The sequence below is a fragment of the Kitasatospora sp. NPDC058184 genome (assembly GCF_042883725.1).
GTDB lineage: Bacteria > Actinomycetota > Actinomycetes > Streptomycetales > Streptomycetaceae > Kitasatospora.
On the sequence record NZ_JBHVVE010000001.1, the window covers coordinates 50,189 to 76,025 of the forward strand.

The window sequence follows — 25,837 nt, forward strand, 5'->3', positions numbered from 1 at the left end:
CGCCGCCGTGCCCCGGCGCGCCCTGCCACCGCACCCTCCCGGTGCGGCGACCCGCCGTGCCCGCCGCACGGCACCCGACCGTTCACGCACACCACACGCACCGTGAAGTGAGTACCCCCATGTCTCGAACCGACGCCGCCCGACCGGCGACGCTGCCCGATCCCCGGCGCTGGAAGGCGCTGATATTCATCGGCCTCGCCCAGCTGATGGTCGTCCTCGACGCGACCATCGTGAACATCGCCCTGCCGTCCGCACAGCGGGACCTGGGCATCTCCGACGGCAACCGCCAGTGGGTGATCACCGCCTACGCGCTGGCCTTCGGCGGGCTGCTGCTGTTCGGCGGCCGGATCGCGGACCTCTGGGGCCGCAAGCGGACCTTCATCGTCGGCCTGACCGGCTTCGCGCTGGCCTCCGCGCTCGGCGGCGCCGCGGCCAACACCGCGATGCTGCTGGGCGCCCGCGCACTCCAGGGCGTGTTCGGCGCGCTGCTCGCGCCGGCCGCGCTGTCGCTGCTCGCGGTGACCTTCACCGAGGCCAAGGAGCGCGCCAAGGCCTTCGGCATCTACGGTGCGATCGCCGGTGGCGGTGGCGCCATCGGTCTGATCCTCGGCGGCCTGCTCACCGAGTACATGAACTGGCGCTGGACCTTCTTCGTCAACATCCCGTTCGCCATCGTGGCCGCCGTCGGCGCCGTGATGGTGATCCGCGAGCCCGCCGAGGGCCGCAACCGCAACCGGCTGGACGTCCCCGGCGTTCTGCTGGTGACCACCGGCCTGGTCTCGCTGGTCTACGGCTTCACCCGCGCCGAGTCGGACGGCTGGTCGTCCGGCACCACCATCGGCCTGTTCGTCGCGGCCGCCGTGCTGCTGGCCGCCTTCGTGCTGGTGGAGCTCCGGGTCAAGGCCCCGCTGCTGCCCCTGCGCGTGGTGCTCGACCGCAACCGCGGCGGGGTGTACCTGTCGCTGGGCATGGCCGTGATCGGCATGTTCGGTCTGTTCCTCTTCCTGACCTACTACCTGCAGATCGTGCTCGGCTACAGCCCGGTGCTGACCGGCGTGGCCTTCCTGCCGATGGTGGCGGGCATGATCACCGGCTCGACCCAGATCGGCGCCCGGCTGATGACCCGGGTCCCGGCCCGCTACCTGATGGCGCCCGGCTTCCTGGTCGCCTCGGCCGGCATGTTCCTGCTGACCCACATCAGCCTGGACACCTCCTACCCGGCGCTGATCCTGCCGGGCCTGGTCCTGATGGGCCTCGGCATGGGCACCGCGTTCATGCCGGCCATGAGCCTCGCCACGCACGGCGTCCAGCCGCGCGACGCGGGTGTGGCCTCGGCGATGGTCAACACCTCGCAGCAGGTCGGCGGCGCCATCGGCACCGCGCTGCTGAACACCATCGCGGCCAGTGCGACCACCGGCTGGCTGGCCTCGCACGCCACCGCCGCGGCCGCCGCCTCGCCGGAGGCCGCCAAGGTGCTGCAGTTCCAGGGCATGGTGCACGGCTTCTCGACCGCGATCTGGGTGTCCTTCGGGATCCTGGTGGCGGCCGGCGTCGTCGCCTTCACCTTCATCAACGCCGGCCGGCCGGGTGCCTCGACGGGCTCGGACGCGGGCTCGGCGGCCGAGAACGACGTGCCGGTGCTGGTGCACTGACGCGCAGGGGTTGCTCGGGTGCGTACGCGGCCCGTCCGGTGTCCTCCACGACACCGGGCGGGCCGCACGCCGTTTCCGCCCGGGACACCCCGGGACGATCCGACCCCGGACGGTCCCGGACGGTCCGGCCTCGGACGTCCCCGTACGGTCCGGCCCGCGGAATCCGGCCCACCGGATACGCCCGCGAGTTCCTCACATCCCGGCCCCAGGGCGACCTTGTTCCACGGTCAACCTGTCGCCTAAGGTGAGCGAAGCGCTTCGTTCCGTGTGCACCCTTGAACCTTCCTGCACACTCCTGGCCACGACCCTCCGGCCTGCGCTTTTTACTTTCTTGACACGCGCATGACACACAGCGTTTCGCGATACCCGCTCGACAGTGTTCTCCTCGCTCCCGAAGCCAGAGAAGAGCCCCGCCATGTCGCCATCGCACACGTACGACCGGTACCGCCTGCCACGGTTCCACTGTCCCGGCGCCGGAACCGCGCCGCGTACGCCCAGACGATCGCCCCGGAACGCGCACCGGACCTGAAGCGGCCGGAACGCGCGCGAACGGCGCCCACACGATCCGACCGACCGAGAAATCACTCCGGACGTGAAGAATGACCGACCGCCTGGACTTCAGCCTCACGCAGTTGCGCTATTTCGTGGAATCGGCCGAACTCGGAAACATCTCGGAAGCGGCCGAGAAGCTCAGAGCCTCGCAATCGACCGTCTCCTCGGCCATCATGCGGCTGGAACGCCAACTCGGCGTGCAGCTGCTGCTGCGCCACCACGCCCGCGGGGTCACCCTCACCCCGAACGGGCGGGACCTGCTCCTCGGCGCCCGCGCGCTGCTGGGACAGGCCAGGAGCCTCCAGGAGCGGGGGGACGCGCTGGCCGGCGGCATCGAAGGCCGGCTCGGCGTCGGGTTCCTCACCCCGGTCGCCCCGTTCCTGCTCCCCCAGACCCACCGGATCACCGCGGAACGCCACGCGGGCCTGCGGCTGACCACCCGGGAGGAACCGGCCGACCGGCTGCTGGCCCTGCTCCGGGACGGGCAGTGCGAACTGGCCGTCACCTACGACTTCCTGAGCGGCGGCTCCCGGTTCGTCCCGCTGGCCGAGCTGCCCATGCGGGCGCTCGTCGCGGACGACGACCCGTGCGGCCGGGCCGACCCCGTCCGCCTGGCCGAGCTCGCCGAGCGGCCGTTCGTCGCCCTCGACGACCCGCCGCTGCTGCTCCACTTCGAGAAGTTCTTCGCCGACGTCGGCGTCCCGCTGCCACCGGTGGTCACCGCCACCGGGCCGGAGACCGTCCGCGGCCTGGTGGCCGCCGGGTGCGGGTTCGCCCTCGTCCACCAGCGCGCCCACCGGGCCACGACGCTGGACGGCGGCCGGATCCGCTCGGTCGAACTCGCCGGGGACGCGCCGACCGCGTCGCTCGGCGTGGCCGCCGCCCCCGGCCTCGCCCTCGACCGGCGCGGCCGCGCGGTCCTGAACGTGCTCAGGTCGGTCGTCCCGACCTGCCGTCTGTGAGACCGGGCGCGCGCCCCCTTCTCGCCACACCCCCTCATCCCCGCGACACCCGTCGGAGGAATGCCGTGTTCGCCATGCTCTTCGCCGGCCAGGGCAGCCAGCACAAGGGAATGGGCGCCGAGGTCCTCGAACGCTACCCAGGACTGGTCGGATTCGCCTCCGACCTGCTGGGGTACGACCTCGCCGCCCTGTGCACCAAGGACCCGGACGGCCTGCTCGGCCGGACCGAGTACACCCAGCCGGCGATCTTCGTCGTCAACGCCCTGCACGGTTTCGAGCGCACCCACCGGGAGGACCGCCCGGCGGACGTCTACCTGGGGCACAGCCTCGGCGAGTACAACGCCCTGCTGGCCGCCGGGGTGTTCGACTTCGAGACCGGGCTCCGGCTGGTCGCCAAGCGCGGCGAGCTCATGGCCGCGGCCTCCGACGGGGGCATGGCCGCCGTCCTGGACACCCCCGAGGAACGGCTGCTGGAGCTCCTCGCCGAGCACGGGATCGACGGCGTCGACATCGCCGGCCTGAACACCCCGTCACAACTCGTCATCGCGGCCACTCCCCCCGTGCTGGCCGCCGCGGTCGCATGCCTGGAGGAGAACGGGATCCGGGTCGCCCGCCTGAGGGTGAGCGCGCCCTTCCACTCCCGCTACATGGAGCCCGCCCGCGTGCGCTTCGCGGAATTCCTCACCGGCTTCGCATTCGCCGCACCCCGCACCCCGGTCGTCTCCAATGTCACCGCCCGGCCGCACCGGCCGGAGGAGACCGCCCGGCTGCTGGCCGAACAGCTCGTCGCCCCGGTGCGCTGGACCGACTGCGTACGAAGTCTCCTCGACCGGGACGACGACGTGGAGTTCACCGAGATCGGGGGCACCTCCCTCACCCGCATGGTCGACAAAATCACGTCTGGAGCCTGAACGATGGAATCGACGACGGACACGATCCGGACGTACCTGGAGGAGCGCTTCCTCTTCGAGTTCGACGATGAGACCACCCCGGACACCGACCTGTTCAAGGCCGGGGTCATCGACTCCTTCGGCTACGTCAGGATGATGCGCTTCCTGGAGTCCGAGTTCTCGCTGGCCCTCGACGGCGACGAGATCCTCATGAACGTCCTCGTATCGCTCAACGCGATCGATGAATTCGTCCAGAAGAAGCTCGCCGGGGAATAGGGGGACTGCCATGTGCGGAATCGCCGGGTTCCTCGCGGACCCACCACTGACCGGAGCACCGGACGAGGTCATCACCTCGATGCTCTCGACCATCCGCCACCGCGGACCGGACCAGGCCGGCTACTACCTGGACGACGGGCTCGCGATGGGCACCGTACGGCTGGCGATCGTCGATCCCGCCGACGGCGCCCAGCCGATGTCGGACCCGACGGAGCGCTACTGGATCTGCTTCAACGGCGAGATCTACAACCACGTCGAACTGCGCGCGGAACTGGAGGGCCTGGGCCGCCCGTTCCGCACCGACCACTCCGACACCGAAGTCGCCCTCCAGGCCTGGATCCAATGGGGCCCGGCCTGCTTCGCCCGCTTCAACGGCCCGTTCGCGCTCGCGATCAGGGACACCGCCACCGGCGGGCTCGTCCTGGCCCGCGACCGCTACGGCAAGCGCCCGCTGTACTACGCCGAGCACGGCGGCGCCCTCCTGTTCGCCTCCGAGGCGAAGGCCTTCGGCGCGTTCCCCGGCTTCCGCTTCGAGCTCTCCCCACCGGACCTCGCGTCGATCTACGCGGTGTGGACGCCGCTGCCCGACCGCACGCCGTTCGCCGGCGTCCGCCAACTGCCCATGGGCTGCTACCTGGAGGCCGGCGGCGACCGGCGCTCGCCGCGCGCGTACGAGGAACTCTCCTTCGACGTACCGGGCTTCGACGGCACCGAGCCGGAGGCGGTCGCGTTCGTCCGGGAGAGCCTGCGCACCGCGGTGGAGCTGCGCCTGCGCTCCGACGTGGAGGTCGGCGTCTACCTGAGCGGCGGCCTCGACTCCTCCGTGGTCACCAGCCTCGCCACGCAGCTGTCCCGGCACCAGGTCCGCACCTTCTCGGTGGCCTTCCGGGACAAGAACTTCGACGAGTCCGACAGCCAGCTGCTGGTCGCCGAGCACCTGGGCACCCTGCACTCCGCCCTCCCGGTCACCGGCGCGGACATCGCCGACAACCTCCCGTCGGCGGTGTACCACGCCGAGGTACCCGCCTTCCGGACCTCCTTCGTCCCGATGTTCCTGCTCTCCCGCCACGTCCGCGACGCGGGCATCAAGACCGTGCTCAGCGGCGAGGGCTCCGACGAGGCCTTCCTCGGCTACTCCCTGTTCCGCGAGACCATGCTGCGCGAACGCTGGCACGGGCTCACCGACGCCGAGCGGCGCGCCGGACTCGCCACCCTGCACCCGGAGCTGGCGCACTTCGGCCCGGCCCACCAGGGCCACCTGCTCGGCCTGTACCAGCAGTTCGCCACCGAGCGGCTGCCCGGCCTGTTCTCCCACGAACTGCGGTACCAGAACGGCAGGTTCGCGGCCCGGCTGCTCGCCTCCCGCAAGGACCCGTTCGCCGACCTGCTCGACCTGGTCGCCCGGGCGCCGGGCTACCAGGCCATGTCCGCGGTGCAGAAGGCCCAGTGGCTGGAGTACAAGACCCTGCTGCCCGGCTTCCTGCTCTCGACCCAGGGCGAGCGCGTCGCCCTGGCGCACAGCGTGGAGAACCGCTGCCCGTTCCTCGACCCGGCGGTGGTCCGGGCCGCCTCCGCGGTCAACCTCCGCTTCGACGACGGGTGGAACGAGAAGGCCGTCCTGAAGAAGGCGTTCCGCGCCGAGCTGCCGCAGTGGACCACGGACCGCCCCAAGCAGCCCTACCGCGCCCCGGGCAGTGAGGTGTTCAAGGAGCACCGCCCGGACTACCTGGAACTCCTCCTGTCCGACACCGAGTTGGGCAAGCTCGACTTCCTGGACCAGCGGTTCGCCCGCCGCCTGACGGACCGCGTCATGGCCTCGCCCGCCGAGGACGTGAGCACCAAGGAGGACCAGGCCTTCGTCTACCTGCTCACCACCGCCGTGCTCCACCGGCAGTTCGTGCTCGACGGCGCCGGCCGGAACGGCGGATCGGCCGCCCCGGCGCTCGACCTGAAAGTGACCGTGGACCGGCGCCACGCCGTCCGGACCGGAAAGGAGGCCCGGTGACCACCGACGGCATCGCCATCATCGGACTCGCCCTGCGCTTCCCCGGGGCCGACACCCTCGCCACGCTCTTCGACCACCTCGCCGCCGGACGCTCCCTGATCACCGAGGTCCCGGCCGAACGGTGGTCCAAGGAACGCTACTTCGGGGACCCGCGCAACGGCGGCGAACGGACCAACAGCATCTGGGCCGGGTTCATCGAGGACGCGGACCGCTTCGACGCCGCCTTCTTCGCCATCTCCCCGCGCGAGGCCGAGACGATGGACCCGCAGCAGCGGTTCGCCCTCGAACTCGCCTGGAAGGCCGTCGAGGACGCGGGCTACCGCGCGAGCGAGCTCGCGGGCAGCCGCACCGGGGTCTTCATGGGCGTCTGCCACGCCGACTACGCCGAACTCATCGAACGCGACGACGTGGCGACCGACGCCTACTTCCCGACCGGAACGGCGTACTCGATCGTCGCCAACCGGCTCTCCTACCACTTCGACCTCCACGGCCCGAGCATCACCAACGACACCGCCTGCTCCAGCTCCCTGGTGTCCGTCTACGAGGCCGTGACCGCGCTCAACAACGGGGACTGCGACCTGGCGCTGGCCGGCGGCGTCAACCTGTGCTGGTCCCCGAAGCACTTCGTGGCCTTCAGCAAGGCCGGCATGCTCTCGCCCACCGGCCGGGCGCAGGCCTTCGACGAGGGCGCCGACGGGTTCGTCCGGGGCGAGGGCGGGGCGGTCCTGCTGCTCAAACCGCTCGCCCGGGCGATCGCGGACGGCGACCCGGTCCACGGGGTGATCAAGGGCGTCGGCACCAACCACGGCGGCCGGACCAACTCGCTGACCGTGACCAGCCCGACCGCCCAGGCCGCGCTGATCGAGGACGTCTACACCCGGGCGGGCGTCGCGCCCGGCACCGTCGGCTACATCGAGGCGCACGGGCCGGGCACCCCGGTCGGGGACCCGATCGAGATCGTCGGCCTCAAGCGCGCCTTCCGCAACCTGCACGAGGCCGCCGGGACCGAACCCGACCCGGACACCACCGGCATCGGCTCGGTCAAGACCAACATCGGGCACCTGGAATCCGCCGCCGGGGTGGCGGGCATGGTGAAGGTCGTCGCCGCCATGACGGCCGGGGTGCTGCCCGCGACCGTCAACTTCCGGAGCCTGAACCCGCTGATCAACCTGGCCGGCAGCCCCTTCTACATCGTCGACGGGACCCGGCCCTGGCCGGCCGCGGACGGCGCGCCCCGCCGGGCCGGCGTCAGCTCCTTCGGCTTCGGCGGGACCAACGCCCACGTGCTGATGGAGGAACCGCACCGCCGCACCTCCTCGGCCGGCGCGCCGGGCCCGTACGTCGTCCCGCTGTCGGCGCGCAGCCCCGAGCGGCTGCGGGTGCTCGCCGGGCTGCTGCGCGAGCACCTGCTCGCGCCGGAGTCCGCGCTGCTGCCGCAGCAGTCGCCGGCCGACATCGCCCACACCCTGCGGGTGGGCCGCGAACCGCTGGCCGTCCGGGCCGCGCTCGTCGTCGCCGACCGGGACCAGCTCGTGGCCGCGCTGGGGACGCTGGTGTCCGGCGAGCTCCCGGCGGGCGAGGCCGCCAACCCCGCCGGCGCCGGCCCCGAGCTCATGACGGCGGTCGCCGACTGGCTGGCGGGCGGCGACGCGAGCTGGCCGCACCACCCCGGCGCCCACCGGGTGCGGCTGCCCACCTACCCGTTCGCGCGGGACCGGCACTGGTACCGCGTGCCGGAGCCCGTCGCCCCCGCCGCCACCGGGCAGCTGCACCCCCTCGTCCACCGCAACACCTCCGACCTGGCGCAGCAGCGCTACACCTCGACGTTCACCGGCGCCGAACCCTTCCTCGACGACCACCGGGTCGGCGGCCGCCGGGTGCTGCCCGCCGCCGCCTACGTCGAGATGGCCCGGGCCGCCGTGGCGCTCTCGGCCACCGGCACGGGGACCGTCCGGCTGCACGACCTGGCCTGGGTGCGGCCGATCACCGTCGACGAGGAACCCGTCGACGTCCAGGTCGAACTGACGCCCGGGGACCACGGCATCGCCGTCGCGTTCGTACGCGACGGCACGGAGCACGGCACCGGCCGCGCCGCACTCGTCCCGCCCGCGCCGCCGGCCCCGCTCGACCTGGCCGCGCTGCGCGCCTCCTGCCCCGACCCGGCCGAGCCCGACGCCGTCCACCGGCGGCTGCGCGCCCAGGGCCTGGAGTACGGCCCGGCCATGCGCGCGCTGCGGGAGCTGCGCACCGGCCCGGACGGGGCGCTCGCCCGCATCCGGCCGACCGAGCCCGAGGACGGCGGACACCTGCTGCCGCCGAGCCTGCTGGACGCGGCCTTCCAGGTCTCCGTCACGCTGATGCCGGACACCGCCGGGCCGACCCTGCCGCTGGCCCTGGACGAGGTCCTGGTCCACGGGCCGTGCCCGGCCGAGAGCTGGGCCTGGATCCGGCGCACCGGCGGTTCCGGGGGCTCCGGCGGCTCCGGCGCGGTGGCCACCTTCGACATCGACCTGTGCGACCACGAGGGCACCATCCACGCCACGGTCCGGGGGCTCGCCCAGCGCGCCACCGGCACCGGCCCGCGCGTCGTCACCGCCACCACCCGGTGGACGGACCGGCCTGCCGTCCCGGGCGGCCCGGCCCGCACCCCGCACACCCCGGAGCTGCCGGGCATCGCCCCCTCGGCCCCGGCCGACGGCGTCGAGGCCGTGACGGACACGGTGTTCGCCGCCGTCCGGGAGCTGCTGCTCACCCGGCCCACCACCGAGCACCGGTTCGTGGTGCTGGTCGACGGGCGGGTCCCCGCACACTTCCACCGGCCGCTGGCGGGCCTGTTCCGCACGGTGGCCCTGGAGAACCCGCTGGTCACCGGCCGGGTGGTGCGCGTCGACGGCCTGGAGGGCGCGGACCCGGCGACGATCGAGCGGATCGTCGCCGAGGAGTGCGCGGACGAGGGCGCCGACAGCGAGGTCCGCCGCCGGGCCGACGGGGTCCGGCAGGTGCTGGAACCCGTCGACGCCCCGCTCGCGGCCGGCCCGGCCGTACCGGAGCTGCGGACCGGCGGGGTGTACTGGATCACCGGCGGCCTGGGCGGCCTCGGTCCGCACCTGGCCCGCTACTTCGGCCGCGCCGGGGCCACGGTGGTGCTCAGCGGACGGTCCGCCACCGGCCCGCTCGCCGAGCTGCGCGCCGACGGCGTCGACGCCCACCACCTGCCGGTGGACGTGGCCGACGCCGAGGAGGTCCGGGCCGCGGTCGAGACGATCCTGCGCGACCACGGCTCGCTCGACGGCGTCGTCCACGCGGCCGGCGTCCTGCGCGACCAGTACCTGGTGCGCAAGGACCTGGCCGACGTCCGCACGGTGGGCGCGCCGAAGATCCGCGGCGCGCTCAACCTCGACGCCGCCACCCGCCACCTCGACCTGGACCACTTCGTGCTCTTCTCGTCGGTCGCCGGGGTGTACGGCAACCCCGGCCAGTCCGACTACGCCGCGGCCAACGCCTTCCTGGACGCGTTCGCCGCGCACCGGCAGTCCCTGGTCGACGCCGGCGAGCGCACCGGCCGTACCGTCGCGGTCAGTTGGCCGCTGTGGGCCGACGGCGGCATGACGATGGACGCGGCCGGCCGGGAGGCGATGCGCCGCGAGCGGGGCTGGGAGCCGCTGCCCACCGAGGACGGGCTGCGCGCGCTCGGCGGGGCGCTGCGCGCCGACGCCCCGGCGCACGTCGTGGTCGGCTACGGCGCGGGCGCCACGCTCGCGGCCCGGCCCGCCGTACCGGTCCGAACCGCCGTACCGGGCACACCGGTTCGGACCGCCGTACCCGCCGGCCCGGTACCCGGCGGCGACGGCGGGGACCTGACCGAGCGGACCGAGGAACTGCTGCGGCGGATCGTCGCCGAGGTCCTCCGGCACCGGCCGGAGGACCTCGACCCGGCCACCGACCTCGTCGCGTACGGCATCGACTCGCTGAGCATCATGGGCGTGACCGCCGAGCTGGAGAAGCTGTTCGGGCCGCTGTCCAAGACCATCTTCTTCGAGTACCTCAACATCGCCGACGTCGCCGCCCACTTCGTGGAGTCCCGGCGGGAGCAGTTGGAGGCCGTCCTCGGCGGGGCGGCGCCGCGGGCCGAACCCGAGCCGGAGCCCGTCGAGGTACCCGTCCGGACCCCTGCCGCCGTCAGCGCCGTCGATGTCGCCGAGGCCCGCGCGGAGCCGTCCGGCCCGCACCGGGACCGCGACGACCGGCACGACATCGCGATCATCGGGGTCTCCGGGCGCTACCCCGGCGCCGACACCCTCGACGAGCTGTGGGAGCTGCTGGAGAACGGCCGGCACAGCTTCACCGAGGTCCCCGCCGACCGCTGGGACCACCGCGTCGTCCACGACAGCGACCGGGCCGTGCCCGGCAAGAGCGTGATCCGGACCGGGACCTTCCTGCGCGACATCGACGCCTTCGACCCCCGGTACTTCCGGATCTCCAAGCGCGAGGCCGAGCAGATGTCCCCGGAGGTGCGGCTGTTCCTCCAGGCCGGCGTGCAGGCGCTGGAGGACTCGGGCTACTCCCGGGAGACCATCCGGCGCCGCTACCAGGGCGACGTCGGCGTGCTCGTCGGGACGATGAGCAACCACTACAACCTGTACGGCTTCCAGAACAGCCTCATCCGCGGCGCCCCGCAGAGCGGCAGCTACACCGGGACGATCCCGAACATGCTGTCCTACTTCTACGGCCTGACCGGGCCGTCGATCTTCGTGGACACCATGTGCTCGGCCTCCTCGACCTGCGTCCACCAGGCCGTGCAGATGCTGCGGGCCGGCGAGTGCCGGATGGTGGTCGCGGGCGGCATCAACCTGCTGCTGCACCCGTACAACCTGATCACCTCCTCGCAGGAGCACTTCACCACCGGCACCTCCGACGTGATCCGCAGCTTCGGCGTCGGCGTGGACGGCACCATCCTCGGCGAGGGCGTCGGCGCGGTGGTGCTCAAGCCGCTGGTCGACGCGGAGCGCGACGGCGACCACGTGTACGCCGTGATCAAGGGCACCGCCCTGTCCAACGCCGGTGTGCGCAACGGCTTCACCGTGCCGAGCCCCGGCATGCAGGCCCGCGCGATCGAGAAGGCCGTCGAGGACGCCGGGATCGACCCGAGGACGATCGGCTACGTCGAGGGCCACGGCTCGGGCACCGCCCTGGGCGACCCGATCGAGGTCCGCGCCCTCACCTCGGCGTTCCGGAAGTACACCGAGGACCGGCAGTTCTGCGCGCTCGGCTCGGTCAAGGCCACCATGGGCCACCTGCTCGCCGCCGCCGGGATGGTGGGCCTGGCGAAGGTGCTGCTCCAGCTGCGGCACGGCAAGCTGGTGCCGTCCCTGCACAGCACGGAGCTCAACCCGGACATCGACTTCGCGGACACCCCGTTCCGGGTCCAGCAGACCCTCGCCGACTGGCAGCCGGTCGTCACCACGGTCGACGGCCGGGAGGTCACCCACCCGCGCCGGGCCGGCCTCACCTCGATCGGCGCCGGCGGCATGAACTCCCACATCATCCTGGAGGAGTACCCGCCGCGGCCGGAGCGCCAGGAGCCCTTCGGCGAGCAGCTGTTCGTGTTCTCCGCCATGAACGAGGACGCCCTCGGACGCCACCTGGCCGTCTTCCGCGACCACCTCGCCGGGGCCCGCGAGGCCGACCTCCCCGACATCGCCTTCACCCTGCGGGTCGGCAGGAACGAACTGCCGCACCGCTGGGCCTTCGTGGCGGCCGACAAGGCGGCCGCCCTGGCCGCCCTGGACGGCTGGGCGGCGGGCCGCCGGGACCTCCCGGAGCACGAGATCGCCCGGACCTGGCTCGCGGGCCGGAGCGTCGACTGGGACCGGCTGCCCGCGGCCCGGCGGGTCCCGCTGCCCCCGTACCCCTTCGACCGGGTGCGCTGCTGGGTCGAGGTGGACGAGGACGCGCCGACCGTGCTCGCCCCGCTGGCCCACCGCGAGCGGCTGCACCCCTTCCTGGGGCGCAACGAGTCCGACGTCCACGGCCTGCGCTACACCGCGGACCTGCGGCTCGACGACCTCCAGGACTACACCTACCGCCAGGACGGGCTCCCCGTCGTGGTGTCCACCTTCGCCGTGGACCTCGCGCTCGCCACCGCCAAGGCCAGCGGGTACGCGGCCGAGCCGGCCGTCCACGACCTGCGGGTGCTGCGGCCGGTCGACTGGTCGGCCACCGACCGCCTCGTCACGGAGTTCGCCGACGGCCACGGCCTGGTGCGGGCCGGGGACGGGCCGCCGGTCGTCGAGTTCACCGTCCGGGCGGCCGACGCGCCCACCGGCCGGATCGACCTCACCGGCCTGCGGCAGGTGCTGGACCGGGCGGGCCTCCTGGCCGAACTGGCCGAGGGCGGCGTCGTCCCCCGGGCCGCCTCCTGCGCCGTCGACGCGGTGTCCGCCGCCCCGGACGGCAGCACCGTCCTGCACCTGTCCCGCCCCGGCGTCCAGCAGGACCACGTCCGGCGGAACGTGACCGTCGAACCGTCCGTCCTCGCGGCGATCGCCCTGGGCGTGCAGTGGACGGCCCGCCGGGCCGGGCACCCGGACTGGCAGCGGGTCGCGCCGCACCGGATCGACCGGATCGCCGTCCGGTCCGGCGGGCCGGTCGCCCACGTCCTCCTCGGCGCCGACCGGATCCTCCTGGCCGACGGTTCGGGCGAGGTCCTCGGCGCGCTGGAGGGCGTGCTGTGCGGCACCGGGGGGACGCCACCGGCGGCCCGCCGGGCCCCCCGGCCCGCCGTACTCCGCCCCGAGCCGGGTACTCCCGCGCCGGCGGAGGGCACGTCCGGACCGACGGGTGCGGACGGGGTCGTGGAGGTGCTGCGCGAGATCGCGGCGGGGCTGCTGAAGTTCGAGCCGGAGGAGCTCGACCCCCGGACCGGCATGGACGAGTTCGGCTTCGACTCGATCTCGCTGGTCTACTTCGCCAAGCAGATCGAGGAGCGCTTCGGCGCCAAGGTCAGCCCGGCCGTGTTCTTCGACCTCAGCACCCTGGAGGCGCTGGGCGCCCACCTGGTCGCGGAGCACGGGGCCTCGGCCGCGCCGCGCCGCCCGGCGGCCCGCCCCGCGACCGTCCCGGCAGCCGTCCCCGTGACCGCCGCCGTGACGACCCCCGTGACAACCTCCGTGACGGCCCCCGCCACCGGGCGCCGGCCCCTCCCGGACCGGCCCGGGAGGGCCCCGGACACGCCGATCGCCGTGATCGGCGCGGCCGGACGCTTCCCCGGTGCCCGCGACCTCGGCGAGTTCTGGGCGAACCTGCTGGCCGGGCGGGACTCCGTCACCGCCTTCCCGCTGGACCGCTACGACGAGGAGCAGCGCCGGGCCATCACCGCCCTGGACTTCCCCCGGCGGATGGGTGCCCTCGACGAGGTCGACGCCTTCGACGCGGCGTTCTTCCGGATCCTGCCGCGCGAGGCCGAACTGATGGACCCGCAGCACCGGCTGGTGCTGGAGACGGTGTGGCAGGCGCTGGAGGACAGCGCCCACCGCCCGAGCGAACTCCCCTCCAACACCGGGGTGTTCATCGGCGTCACCAACAACGACTACGCGACCCTGCTCAGCACCCGCGGGGTGCGGCCGGACGCCTTCACCGCGACCGGCACCAACCACTCGATCCTGGCCAACCGCATCTCCTACCTGCTCGACGTGCGCGGCCCGAGCGAGCCCATCGACACCGCCTGCTCCAGCTCGCTGGTGGCGGTGCACCGCGCCATGGAGGCCATCCGGTCCGGCGCCTGCGACCTGGCGATCGCGGGCGGGGTGAACGTCCTGCTCGACGCCGGCACCTTCGTCAGCGCCCACCGCGCGGGGATGCTCAGCCCGGACGGCCTGTGCCGCACCTTCGACGCCGACGCGAACGGCTACGTGCGCGGCGAGGGCGTCGGGGCCGTCGTCCTCAAGCCGCTGGCGGCGGCCGAGCGGGACGGCGACGCGATCCTCGGCGTGCTCCGGGGCAGCGCCTACAACCACGGCGGACGGGCCAACTCGCTCACCGCGCCGAACGCCGACGCCCAGGCCGAGCTGGTCACCGCGGCCGTCGGCGACCTCGACCCGGACACCATCGGCTACATCGAGACCCACGGCACCGGCACGGCCCTCGGCGACCCGGTCGAGGTCCGCGCGCTGCGCACGGCCTTCCGCCGGCTCGGCCGGAGCGACGACGGCGCCTGCGGCCTGGGCTCGGTCAAGACCAACATCGGGCACCTGGAGTCCGCCGCCGGCATCGCCGGGCTGCTGAAGGTGCTGCTCTCGCTCCGGCACGGGGTGCTGCCCGCGAACCGGCACCTGCGGCGGGTCAACCCGTTCGTCGAACTCGACGACGGGCCCTTCCACCTGGTCCGGGAGAACGAGCCCTGGCCGCGTCCGCGCGACCGCGACGGCCGGGACGGGCCGAGGCGCGCCGGGGTCAGCAGCTTCGGCTTCGGCGGCGTCAACGCCCATGTCGTGGTCGAGGAGTACGTCCCGGTCCGGGCCGGCCGGGAGGAGCCCGCCGGGGACGTCCTGGTGCCGCTCTCGGCGCGCACCCCGGGGCAGTTGACCGACCGGGCCCGGGACCTGCTGGCCTTCCTGGAGCGGTCGGAGGGGGTGTCCCTGCGCTCGGTCGCCTGGACCCTCCTGGCCGGCCGGGAGGAGATGGCCGAGCGGATCGCCTGGACGGTTTCCAGCGTGGCCCAACTCGCCGACCGTCTACGGGCGTTCGTCGCCACCGGCGACCGGGGCGAGGCCGCCGGTCCGGCGGCGCGCTGGCTCGCGGGCGAGGCCCTCGACCGGTCTGCCTGGACCGGCGGAGCGACGCCCGGCCGGGTGCACCTGCCCGGGTACCCCTTCGCCCGGGACCGGTTCTGGCACCCGGAGGCCGAGCCCGCCCCGGCGCCCGCCCAGGCGCCTGTCGCGGCACCGGACACCGAAGCGGCCGCCGTCCCGGAGGCCGTCACGGTCCTGTCCGTCCCGGCCTGGGCTCCGGCCCCCGCCGCGCCGGGCCGCCGCCACGACCGCCGCGCGGTCGTGCTGTGCGGGGTCGACGGCGACGTCCCCGGGGCGATCCGGCTGGAGACCGCCAAACAGCGGCCGGAGAGCCGGTTCCGCGACCTGTCCTGGCAGCTGCTGGAGACCGTCCGGGGCCTGGCGGCCGAGGAGGGCACGGTGCTGGTCCAGGTGGTCACGGACACCGCGGCCCTGGCCGGCCTGCTGCGCTCGGTGGCCAAGGAGGACCCCGGGGTCCTCGGCCAGGTGATCGTCCTGGACGGCGCCGCGGGCGTCGACCCGGCCACCGCGGTCACGGAGAACGCCGACGGCGCGGACGACCTCGTCCGCTACCGCCACGGCGTCCGGCAGACCCTCGGCTGGACCCCCGTCGCTCCCCCGGCCACCGGCTCCGCCCCGCCGTGGCGGGACGGCGGCGTCTACCTCGTCACCGGCGGCGCCGGCGGCATCGGCGCCGCGACGGCCCGCCGGATCGCCGCCGACGTCCGCCGGTCCACCCTCGTCCTCGCGGGCCGGTCGCCGGCCGACGAGCGGGTGGAGGCGCTGCTGGCCGACCTGCGGCAGGCCGGCGCGGTCGCGCGCTACGTGCGGGCCGACCTCTCGCGCTGGGAGGAGGTCCGCCACCTCGTCGCCGAGGCGGGCGAGGTCACCGGGGTGGTGCACGCCGCCGGAGTGGTCCGCGACGCCCTGCTCGCGGAGAAGACCGCGGCGCAGTGGGAGGAGGTGCTCGGCGCCAAGGCGGACGGCCTCGTCCACCTCGACCGGGCCACCGCGCACTGCCCGCTGGAGTTCGTCCTGGCCTACTCCTCCGGCGCCGCCGTCACCGGCAACCCCGGGCAGAGCGACTACGCGGCCGCCAACGCCTTCCTCGACGAGTTCGCCGCCTCCCGCAACGCGGCCGTCGCCCGGGGGGAACGGCGGGGCCGGACGCTCTCCGTGGCCTGGCCGCTGTGGCAGGACGGCGGCATGACCGTCGACGACCGCACCCTGGCCTACCTGTGGGAGGACCGGGGGCTGGTACCGATGCCGACGCCGACGGGCCTCGCCGCCCTGGTCGACGCCTGGCACACCGGGGCGGACCGGGTGTGGGTGCACCACGGCTCGCCCGCCCCGGCCGCTGCTCCTGCCGCTGCCGCTCCGCCCGCGCCCGCACCGTCCGGGGGCCGCACCGCGGACCGCGCCGTGCTGGACCACCTGCGGGAGGTCTTCGCGGAGGTCAGCAAGCTGCCCCCGCAGGCGGTGGACCCGGACCGGCCGTTCGTCGACATCGGTCTCGACTCGGTGATGGTGATCCAGCTCAACCGTGCGCTGGCCCCGTTCTACCCCGAGGCCTCCTCGACCCTGTTCTACGAGCAGCCGACCCTGCGGGCGGTGGCCGCCCGACTCGGCGGCGCACGCCGCCCGGAGCCCGTACCGCAACCCGTACCGGAGCGGGCGACCGGGCCCGCCCCGGCGGCCCCCTCGGGACGGGCCGTCCCCGCCGGGGAACCCGCCGTCGGGCGTACCGCCGGGCGCGCCGCCGGCCCCGACGAGCCGATCGCCGTCATCGGGCTGAGCGGCCGCTACCCGGGCGCCACCGACCTGGGCGAGTTCTGGGAGAACCTCAGGGCCGGCCGCGACAGCGTCCGCGAGATCGACCGGTGGCCGCTGGACGGCTTCTTCGAACCCGACCGCACCACCGCCGCGACCACCGGGCGCAGCTACAGCAAGTGGGGCGGGTTCCTGGACGGCTTCGCCGACTTCGACCCGAGGTTCTTCGGCATCGCCCCGCGCGACGCCTACGCGATGGACCCGCAGGAGCGGCTGTTCGTCCAGGCCGCCTGGGAGGTGCTGGAGGACGCCGGGTACACCCGCACCCGCCTCGCCGAGCAGCACGACCACCGGGTCGGGGTGTTCGCCGGCGTCACCAAGGTCGGGCACGCCCGGCACCCTGCGGGCCGGCTGCCCTCGGGTGAACTCGTCGTCCCCGGGCTGTCGTTCGCCTCGCTGAGCGCCCGGGTCTCCTACCTGCTCGACCTGCGCGGGCCGAGCCTGACCGTGGACACCATGTGCTCGGCCTCGCTGACCGCGATCCACGAGGCCTGCGAGCAACTCCGCAGCGGCGCCTGCGAGGTCGCCCTGGCCGGCGGCGCGAACGTCTACACCCACCCGCTGGACTACGTCGAGCTGTGCCGCTCCGGCATGCTCTCGCCCGACCGGTACTGCCGCAGCTTCGGCGCCGGCGGCCACGGGTTCGTCCCGGGCGAGGGCGTCGGCTGCGTGCTGCTCAAGCCGCTGTCCCGGGCCCTGGCCGACGGGGACCGGGTGCTGGGCCTGATCCGCGCCACCGGCGTCAACCACGGCGGGCGCAGCACCGGTTACACCGTGCCGAGCCCGACCGCCCAGGCCGCGCTGATCCGTCAGGTGCTCGACCGGGCCGGCGTCTCGGCGCGGCAGGTCGGGTACGTCGAGGCGCACGGCACCGGCACCGAGCTGGGCGACCCGATCGAGGTCGCCGGCCTGGCCGCGGCGTTCCGGCAGGACACCGAGGACCGGCAGTACTGCGCGCTCGGTTCGGTGAAGTCCGGCATCGGGCACCTGGAGGCCGCCGCCGGCGTGGCGGGCCTCACCAAGGTGCTGCTGCAACTCGGGCACCGGGAACTGGTCCCCACCCTGAACGCCGAACAGCCCAACCCGAACATCGACTTCGGGTCGTCCCCCTTCCGGCTCCAGCGCGAAGCGGCGCCCTGGCACAGCGAGGGCCCGCGGATCGCGGCGGTGTCCTCCTTCGGTGCCGGCGGCTCCAACGCGCACGTGATCGTCGAGGAGTACCCCGTGCAACCCGCAGACGGCACCGAGGACGGCGCCGAACACGTCGTCGTCCTCTCCGCCCGGACCCCCGACCGACTCGCCGCCTCCGTCGACCGGTTGGCCGCGTTCCTCGACCGGGCCCCGGACACCCCGCTGGCCGACCTCGCGTACACCCTCCAGGTGGGACGGGAGGCGATGGCCGAGCGGTACGCGGTCGTGGTCTCCTCCACCGGGGAGCTGCGGGACGCGCTGCGCGAGGGCCGGGGGCTCCGGGGCAGCGCGGGGACGGCGCCCGACGGGCTGCTCGCGGAACTCACCGCGGACGGCGAGCTCCAGGAGCTGCTCGTCCGGCGCTGGAGCGCCGCCGGGGAGCTGTCCAAGGTCGCGGCCCTGTGGGCGTCCGGCGTCGCGATCGACTGGCGGAGCACGCACCGGGAGGCGCGGCGGACCATCGCCCTGCCCACCTATCCGTTCGCCGCGGAACGGTTCTGGATCGGCGACCTGGCCCGGTCCGGGGACGTTCCCCCCGCAGCACCCGTTCCCCCCGCGGCCGCCGAACCGGTCGACCTGGACGACCTGGCCGGTCTTGACGAACCGGCCGAACCCGCCGACCTGGACGGGCTGGTGCCCGCGCTGGTGCGGGAGAAGGTCGCCGCCGCCCTCGCGATGGACACCGGCGAGGTCCTCGACGGGTCGGCGTTCGCCGATCTGGGCCTGGACTCCATCCTCGCCGTCCGGCTGGTCCACGAGCTCAACACCGCGCTCTCACTGGACCTTTCGACCACCGTGGTCTTCGACCACAGCACCGTCGACCGGCTGGCCGCGCACCTGCTCGCCGAGCACCGGGACGCCATGGTGCCCGCCCGGACCGGCGGCGGGGCCCGGCCCTCGGCCGCGCTCGACGCCACACCGGGCGCCGCGCCTGACGCCGGAGCCGCCGACGGCGGCGCCCCGGTCACCGACCGCCGTCCCGCCACCGGACAGCCGGTGGCCGCCCCCGGCCCGGTGGACCGCGGCCCGATCGCGGTCGTCGGCATGAGCGGCCGGTTCGCGGGCACCGGCTCGCTGGACGAGCTGTGGACGCGGCTGGAGAACGGGGACGACCTGGTCACCGACGCCACCCGCTTCCGCCTCGACGGCCTGAGCGCGTGCACCCGGGGCGGGTTCCTCGACCGGATCGACGAGTTCGACGCGCTGTTCTTCAACATCTCCGGCACCGAGGCCGCCGCGATGGACCCCCAGCAGCGGCTGCTGCTGGAGGAGTCGTGGAAGGCCCTGGAGGACGCCGGGTACGCCGGCCGGATGGACCGGCGACCGTGCGGCGTGTACGTCGGCGCCTGGGCCGGGGACTACCTGGAGCTGCTCGACCGGGACGCGCCGGCCCAGGCCCTGTGGGGCAACATGGCCTCGGTGATCCCGAGCCGGGTCAGTTACGCCCTGGACCTCAAGGGCCCGGCGATCGCCGTCGACACCTCCTGCTCCAGCTCGCTGGTGGCGCTCGACCTGGCCTGCAAGGACCTCTGGTCCGGCGAGACCTCGATGGCCCTGGCCGGCGGGGTGTTCGTCCAGTCCACGCCTCGGCTGTACGGGCTCGCGGGCCGCGCGGGGATGCTCTCCCCGAGCGGGCGCTGCCACAGTTTCGACCACCGGGCGGACGGCTTCGTCCCCGGTGAGGGCGTCGGGGTGGTGGTGCTCAAGCGGCTCGCCGACGCGCTGGCGGACGGGGACCACGTCCACGGCGTGATCACCGCCGTCGGGGTCAACCAGGACGGCGCCACCAACGGCATCACCGCCCCGAGTTCGGTCTCCCAGGAGAGCCTGATCAGCGGGCTGTACGAGCGGGCCGGCGTCGACGTGGAGCGGATCGGCCTGGTCGAGGCGCACGGCACCGGCACGCCGCTGGGCGACCCGATCGAGTTCCGGGCCCTGGACCGGGTCTTCCGCGCCCGGACCGACCGCGCCGAGTACTGCGCGCTGGGCTCGGTGAAGACCACGATCGGACACGCCCAGTTCGCCGCCGGCATCGCGGGCGTGCTGAAGGTCCTGCTGGCGCTCAGGCACCGGCGGATCCCCGCCGCGCTGAACTTCGAGACCGCCAACGAGGCGGTCCCGCTGGCCGGCAGCCCGTTCTACGTCAACACCCGGACCCGTGACTGGGCGGCCCCCGCCGGCGGCCCGCGCTGCGGCGTGGTGAGCTCCTTCGGGGCCAGCGGCACCAACGCCCACGTCGTCATCGAGGAGGCGCCGTCGGCCGAGCGGCCCCCGGCGCCGAGGGCGGACCACCCCGTGGTCCTGTCCGCCCGGACGGAGCAGCAGCTCGCCGAGCAGCGGCGCCGGCTCGCGGCGCACCTGCGCGCCCACCCCTCGGTGGAGCTGCGCGACCTCGCCCACACGCTGTGGGTCGGCCGGAAGCGGTTCGAGCACCGCTTCGAGTGCCTGGCGGGCGACACCGCCGAACTGGTCGCGGTGCTCGACGGCATCGCGCCCGCCCGTCCGGTCGGGGACGCGCCGGCCCCGGCCGGGGGACGCCTCGTCCCGCTGCCGACCTACCCGTTCGCCCCGGACCGGCACGGGCCGGCGGCGGGCCGCGACCGCGACCGCGTCACGCTGTCCCGTACGGACGGGCTGCTGCGGGACCACGTCGTGCAGGGCCGGCACATCCTGCCCGCCGTCGCCCATCTGGAACTGGCCCGTCGGGCCCTGGGCGGCACCCGCGTCCGGATGACCAACGTGACGTGGGTCCGGCCGCTGGAGGTCGGGCCGGAACCCGTCGAGGTGCTGGTCGACCTGCGCACCGACGCCCGCGGCGGCCGGCGGTTCACGCTGTCGACCGGCGGGACGGTCCGCAGTGAGGGCACCCTGGCCCCCTCCGACGCCCCGCGCCCGGCCCGGGTGGACCTCGCCGCGCTGCGCGCGCGGTGCCCGGAGACGGTGCCCGGCGAACGGATCCACCAGGCCCTGCGGTCGATGGGCATCGAGCACGGCCCGAGCCTGCGGGCCGTCCGGCAGGCGCACGTGGGACCCGACACGGTGCTCGCCGACCTGGTCCTGCCCGACGCGGCCGAGCCGGGCGCGCTCACCCCGGCCCTGCTGGACTCGGCGATCCAGGCCACCGTCGCGGCGCACCTGACCGAACTGCGGGACACCGCCGTGCCGTTCGCGCTGGAGCGGCTCGAGCTGTTCGCCCCCTGCACCCCGGCCATGACGGCCGTGGTGCGGGGCCTGGCGGCCGGGCCGCTCGGCCGGCTCGACATCGACCTGGTGGACGAGGACGGCGAGGTCCGGGTACGGCTGGTCGGCTACAGCTCCCGCCGGACCGGGAGCCGCACCGAACCCCGCCCGGAGGCCCCTACCGGAACGGCCGGCGCGGACCGGCCCGAGCCCGCCGTCGAAGGCGCCGTCGAGGCCGCCGTCGAAACCGCCGTCGAACCGGCCCTCTACGCCCCGGTCTGGGACCCGATCCCCGCGGACGGCGCCCCGGTGCCCTCCGGCGCGGACCGCGTCCTGGTCGTCGGCGGCCCGGCCCCGCTCGACGGCGCGCTGCACTGGCCGCTGCCGGCCTCGGCGAGCGTCGAGGAGGCCACCGCCGCGCTGCGCGGACTCGGACCGGTCGACCACCTGGTGTGGGCCGCCCCCGAGGCCGACCTCGCGCCCACCGACGCCGCCGGCTACACCGCCGCGCAGGAGGACGGGGTGGTCGCCGCGTTCCGCCTGGTGAAGGCGCTGGTCGCGGCGGGCTACGACGCCAGGCCGCTCGGGATCACCCTGGTGACGACCCGTGCGCTCGCCACCCACGCGGACGACGAGGTCCAGCCCGCGCACGCCGGGCTGCACGGCCTGTTCGGCTCGCTGGGCCGGGAGTACGGCAACTGGACCGTCCGCCGCGTCGACCTGGACGGCTCCGGCTGGCCCGCGGACCTCACCGCCCTGCCCGCCCAGTCCCCCGACGACGCCTGGGTCCGGCGGACCGGCCAGTGGCTGGCCCGCCGCTGGGCCCCGTGCGAGGCCCCGGAACGGCCGGTGTACCGGGAGGGCGGCGTGTACGTCGTCATCGGCGGCGCCGGCGGGCTGGGCTCCGCGTGGACCCGGCACGTCGTGCGGGACCACGGCGCCCACGTCACCTGGATCGGCCGCCGGGCGCACGACGCCACCGTGGCGGACCGGATCCGCTCCGCCGGAGGACCGGAGCACGTCCGCTACCTCCAGGCCGACGCCGGCGACCCGGCCGCGCTGCGCCGGGCCCTGGCCGAGGTCAGGCGCCGCCACCCGCGGGTGCACGGCGTCGTCCAGGCGGCGCTGGTGCTGCGGGACAGCACCGTCGCGCGGATGGACGAGGCCGACCTGCGCGCCGCGCTGGCCGCCAAGGTCGACGTGACGACCGCCATGGCCGAGGCCTTCGACGGCGAGCCGCTCGACTTCGCGGTCCTGCTGTCCTCCATGCAGTCCTTCACGACCGCCGCCGGCCAGGGCAACTACGCGGCCGGCTGCACCTTCAGCGACGCCTACGCGCACGCCCTCGGGCAGCACTGGGACACCCCGGTCCGGGTCATGAACTGGGGCTGGTGGGGCGGGCTCGGGAGCGTCACCTCCGAGTTCTACCGGGAGCGGATGACCCGGGTCGGGCTGGTGTCGATCGAACCGCCGGAGGGGCTCGCCGCCCTGGCCGCCCTGCTCGGCGGCCCGCAGCGGCAGCTCGCCTACGTCCGCACCGACCGGCGCAACACCCTGCCCAACTTCGACCGCGCCACCCGGGTCTCCGCGCACGGCCCGGCCGTCCTGCCGCGCCCCGGCACGCTGCCGGCCGGCGTCGACGAGACGGACGCCGCCCTGGACGAGGTCGTCCGGTGGCGGCGGGCCGAGCGGGACCCGTGGCTCGCCAAGGTCCTCGCCGCCCAGCTGGCCGACGTCGACCGCGCGGCGGTCCTGCCGCAGTACGCCCAGTGGTGGGAGCACGCCCAGCGGCTCCTGGTGCCGGCGGAGCCCGCGGACCAGGTGCTGGCCCGGTGGGAGCGGCAGTGCGCCCGGTGGTCCGCGGACCCCGACCGGGCGGCGGAGCTGCGCCTGGCCGCGGCCATGCTCGGGGCCCTGCCCGGGATCCTGACCGGCCGTGTCCGGCCCACCGACGTGATGTTCCCGCGCGGCTCCATGGAGCTGGTGGAGGGCTGCTACCGCGACAACCGCGCCGCCGACCTGTTCAACCGCGCCATGGCCGCCACCGCCGCCGGCCTGGTCGCCGACCGGCTGCGCCGGGACCCGGGCGCCCGGCTGCGGATCCTGGAGGTCGGCGCGGGCACCGGCGGCACCAGCGTGGGGATGTTCGCCGCCCTCCAGCCGTACCGGGACAGCATCGAGCGCTACGTCTACACGGACGTCTCCAAGGCCTTCCTGAACCACGCCCGGGCCTCGTACGGGCCGGAGGTCCCGTACCTGGACTGCCGACTGCTCGACATCGAACGGCCGCTGGCCGGGCAGGAGGTCGCCGAGGGCGCCTTCGACCTGGTCATCGCCGCGAACGTGCTGCACGCGACCAAGGACACCCGCAACACCCTGCGCAACGCCAAGGCCGCGCTGCGGCCCGGCGGTTGGCTGCTGCTGAACGAGCTCTCGGCGTTCGACCTGTTCAGCCACGTGACCTTCGGCCTGCTGGAGGGCTGGTGGCTGTTCGACGACCGGTCGCTGCGGATCCCCGGCTCGCCTGCGCTGTCGCCCGGGAACTGGCGGGACGTGCTGGCCGGTGAGGGCTTCCGCACCGTCGTGTTCCCGGTGTCCCGGGCGCTCCCGTTGGGGCAGCAGGTGATCGCGGCGGAGAGCGACGGGGTGGCCCGGCAGCGGGTGCCGGCGGCACCGGCGGGAGGCGGACGGGAGACGTCCGCGGCGCCCGACCGGCGCCCGCCGGCCCGGGCCGTCGACACCCCGCCGGCCCGGCCGCAGGCACCCTCCGTCGACCCCCGGCCCGCCCGGCCCGTCGATGCTCCGCCCGCCCGGCCCGTCGACAGCCGGCCCGTCGACGCCCGGCCCGCCCGGCCGGTGGAGACCCTGCCGGTGGACACCCTGCCGGTGGACACCCTGCCCGCCCGGCCGCCGGCCGATCCGGCGGCGCTGGTCCTGGCCAAGGCGGCGACCGTGCTCGGCATCCCGGCCGAGCGGATCGACTCCTCGGCCCCGCTCACCGACTACGGCCTGGACTCGATCCTGGTCCTCCAGCTCACCAACGCCCTGCGCGAGGACTTCGGCGAGGACGTCTCCCCCACCCTGCTGTTCGAGGCCGAGAGCGTCGACGCCCTCTGCGCCCGCCTGGCCGGCGCCCCCGACACCACCGACAGCACCGACAGCACCGGTGAACCCGGCCGGCGCTGGGCGCTGTCCCGCGGCCAACTGACCATGTACCGGGACCAGGTGCGCTGCCCGGACTCCGTCGCCTACCACCTCCCGCTCCTGTTCGAGGTCCACGGCGACCCGGACGAGGCCGCGCTGGAACGCGCGGTCCGGGAGCAGGCCCGGATCCACCCGCTGCTGGGCGCGGTGGTCGCCGAGCGGGACGGCGTCCCGTACCTGGACGTCGATCCGGCCCGGGGGCCCTCCTTCGAACGGGTCGACCTCACGCCCACCACGCGGGACGGCCGGCTGGCCGCGCTGCGCGAACTGGTCGGCGCCCCCTTCGACCTGGCCGCCGGCCCGCTGGTCCGGGCGCACCTGGCCGCCCTGCCCGACGGCCGCCGGCTGCTGCTGGTCACCGCGCACCACATCCTGCTGGACGGGACCTCGACGGCCCTGCTGGTCCGCACCCTCAAGGACGCCTACCGGGGCCGGGGTCGGCTGCGGAGCGCCGAGTTCGGCGACTACACCGCCTGGGAGGAGGAGCTGCTGGCCGGCCCGCGCGGGCAGCGGCACCGGGACCACTGGCTGGCCGAACTGGCCGGCGCGGACGGGCGGTTGGACCTTCCGTACGACCGCCCGCCGGTCCCGGGGCGGCTGCCGCGCGCGGACGTGGTCGTGACCCGGCTGCCGCGGGAGCTGGCCGACGCGGTCGCCACGACGGCCAGGAGCCACCGGGTCAGCGCCTCGACCGTGCTGCTCGCCGGCTACACCCGCTTCCTCCACCGGGTGACCGGCCAGGACGACCTGATCGCGGGGGTCACCACGGCCGCCCGCTACGAGGAGCGGTTCCAGGACGTCGTCGGCCAGTTCGCGAACTGCCTGCCGATCCGGTCCACCGCCACGGAGGACGTCGCCGGGCTGCTCCGCTCCCTCCACCGCCGGGTGCTGGCCGGGATCGAGCACGGCGCCTACCCGCTGGCCGAGATCGTCCGGGCCCGGGGCGACGGGGACGGACCGCTGGTGCGGACCAACTTCCTGTTCCAGAACTTCGACGGCGCGGAGCTGCTGACCAACGGGGCGCCCACCGCTCCCGGCGACCTGGACCTCCGGGCCTTCGACGACCTGCCCTACCCGGGGGAGTATCCCCTCGCCCTGGAGGTCTACCGGGACGAGGACGGCTACAAGGCCTTCCTGAAGTACGACACCCGGCTGTTCGAGGCGGCCACCGCCCGGTGGCTGGCGGACGACTGGCTGGCGGCCCTGCGGGAGGTCGTGGCCGGCCGGTAGCGGGGCCGGTGTCCCCGCCGCCGGGCGGGGACACCGGAGGGCCGGGCCCGCGGCACACGCCGCGGGCCCGGCCCTC

The 25,837-nt window shown here is 74.8% G+C and carries 6 protein-coding genes; all 6 read left to right on the top strand.

Annotated features, from left to right (window positions below):
• Positions 1 to 119 precede the first annotated feature (119 nt).
• The 6 genes from ACFVXH_RS00220 to ACFVXH_RS00245 all read left to right on the top strand — a co-directional run bounded on the left by ACFVXH_RS00220 (position 120) and on the right by ACFVXH_RS00245 (position 25,761).
• Positions 120 to 1,652, top strand: a complete 1,533-nt coding sequence (locus tag ACFVXH_RS00220) for an MFS transporter (RefSeq protein WP_049651484.1) — start codon at positions 120 to 122, stop codon at positions 1,650 to 1,652.
• A 599-nt stretch (positions 1,653 to 2,251) separates the two neighbouring features.
• Positions 2,252 to 3,166 carry a LysR family transcriptional regulator gene (locus ACFVXH_RS00225; RefSeq protein WP_387819240.1) on the top strand — a complete coding sequence of 305 codons (915 nt, stop codon included), beginning with the start codon at positions 2,252 to 2,254 and terminating at the stop codon, positions 3,164 to 3,166.
• A 74-nt stretch (positions 3,167 to 3,240) separates the two neighbouring features.
• Positions 3,241 to 4,077, top strand: coding sequence for an ACP S-malonyltransferase (locus ACFVXH_RS00230; RefSeq protein ID WP_387819861.1), 837 nt, complete (start codon positions 3,241 to 3,243; stop codon positions 4,075 to 4,077).
• A gap of 3 nt (positions 4,078 to 4,080) precedes the next feature.
• On the top strand, positions 4,081 to 4,332 hold the full coding sequence (locus ACFVXH_RS00235; RefSeq protein WP_049651481.1) for an acyl carrier protein: 252 nt from the start codon (positions 4,081 to 4,083) through the stop codon (positions 4,330 to 4,332).
• A gap of 10 nt (positions 4,333 to 4,342) precedes the next feature.
• Complete coding sequence (gene asnB / locus ACFVXH_RS00240) at positions 4,343 to 6,337, top strand: asparagine synthase (glutamine-hydrolyzing) (protein WP_387819243.1); 1,995 nt, start codon at positions 4,343 to 4,345, stop codon at positions 6,335 to 6,337.
• On the top strand, positions 6,334 to 25,761 hold the full coding sequence (locus ACFVXH_RS00245) for an SDR family NAD(P)-dependent oxidoreductase (RefSeq protein WP_387819245.1): 19,428 nt from the start codon (positions 6,334 to 6,336) through the stop codon (positions 25,759 to 25,761). The genes asnB and ACFVXH_RS00245 overlap by 4 nt, the downstream gene beginning before the upstream one ends.
• The last annotated feature ends 76 nt before the right edge of the window (positions 25,762 to 25,837 follow it).

Coding starts and splice junctions, on each gene's coding strand:
- ACFVXH_RS00220 (WP_049651484.1), top strand. CDS start 120: ATGTCTCGAACCGACGCCGCCCGACCGGCGACGCTGCCCGATCCCCGG.
- ACFVXH_RS00225 (WP_387819240.1), top strand. CDS start 2,252: ATGACCGACCGCCTGGACTTCAGCCTCACGCAGTTGCGCTATTTCGTG.
- ACFVXH_RS00230 (WP_387819861.1), top strand. CDS start 3,241: ATGCTCTTCGCCGGCCAGGGCAGCCAGCACAAGGGAATGGGCGCCGAG.
- ACFVXH_RS00235 (WP_049651481.1), top strand. CDS start 4,081: ATGGAATCGACGACGGACACGATCCGGACGTACCTGGAGGAGCGCTTC.
- asnB (WP_387819243.1), top strand. CDS start 4,343: ATGTGCGGAATCGCCGGGTTCCTCGCGGACCCACCACTGACCGGAGCA.